Below are 688 nucleotides of genomic sequence, written 5' to 3'. Positions count from 1 at the left end.
CGGCCGGCCGCGGAGCTCGAATCGGCGGGGTCCTCAGCCCAGGCGCTCGACCAGCGCGCGGTACTGGTCCCACAGCTCCTTGGGAGTGTGGTCACCGAAGGTGTTCAGGTGCTCGGGGACCAGGGCGGCCTCCTCGCGCCAGACGACCTTGTCGACCGTGAGCAGGAACTCCAGGTCGGACTCCGACAGCTCCAGACCGTTCGTGTCCAGCGACTCCTTGGTCGGAAGCACGCCGATGGGGGTCTCCACGCCCTCGGCCTTGCCCTCCAGGCGCTCGACGATCCACTTCAGCACGCGGCTGTTCTCGCCGAAGCCGGGCCAGACGAACTTGCCCTCGTCGTTCTTGCGGAACCAGTTCACGTAGTAGATCTTCGGCAGCTTGGACTGGTCCTTGTCCTTGCCGACCTCGATCCAGTGGCCCATGTAGTCGCCCATGTTGTAGCCGCAGAACGGCAGCATGGCGAACGGGTCGCGGCGCAGCTCGCCGACCTTGCCCTCGGCCGCGGCGGTCTTCTCGGAGGCCACGTTGGCGCCCAGGAAGACGCCGTGGTTCCAGTCGAAGGACTCCGTCACCAGCGGCACGGCGCTGGCCCGGCGGCCGCCGAACAGGATCGCCGAGATCGGCACGCCCCTGGGGTCCTCCCACTCGGGCGCGATGATCGGGCACTGGGAGGCGGGGGTGGTGAAG

General features: G+C 68.3%; 1 protein-coding gene. It reads right to left on the bottom strand.

Annotated features, from left to right (window positions below; all coding sequences use genetic code 11):
- Positions 1-33: 33 nt before the first annotated feature.
- The coding region (locus BZY54_RS42405; RefSeq protein ID WP_143668254.1) for a phosphoenolpyruvate carboxykinase domain-containing protein at positions 34-688 on the bottom strand (655 nt) is incomplete at its 5' end.

This window comes from Streptomyces carpinensis (assembly GCF_002154505.1).
Taxonomy (GTDB): domain Bacteria; phylum Actinomycetota; class Actinomycetes; order Streptomycetales; family Streptomycetaceae; genus Streptomyces; species Streptomyces carpinensis.
Note: the sequence above shows the minus strand (reverse complement) of the source record. Positions and strands in the feature narration are given on the sequence as shown.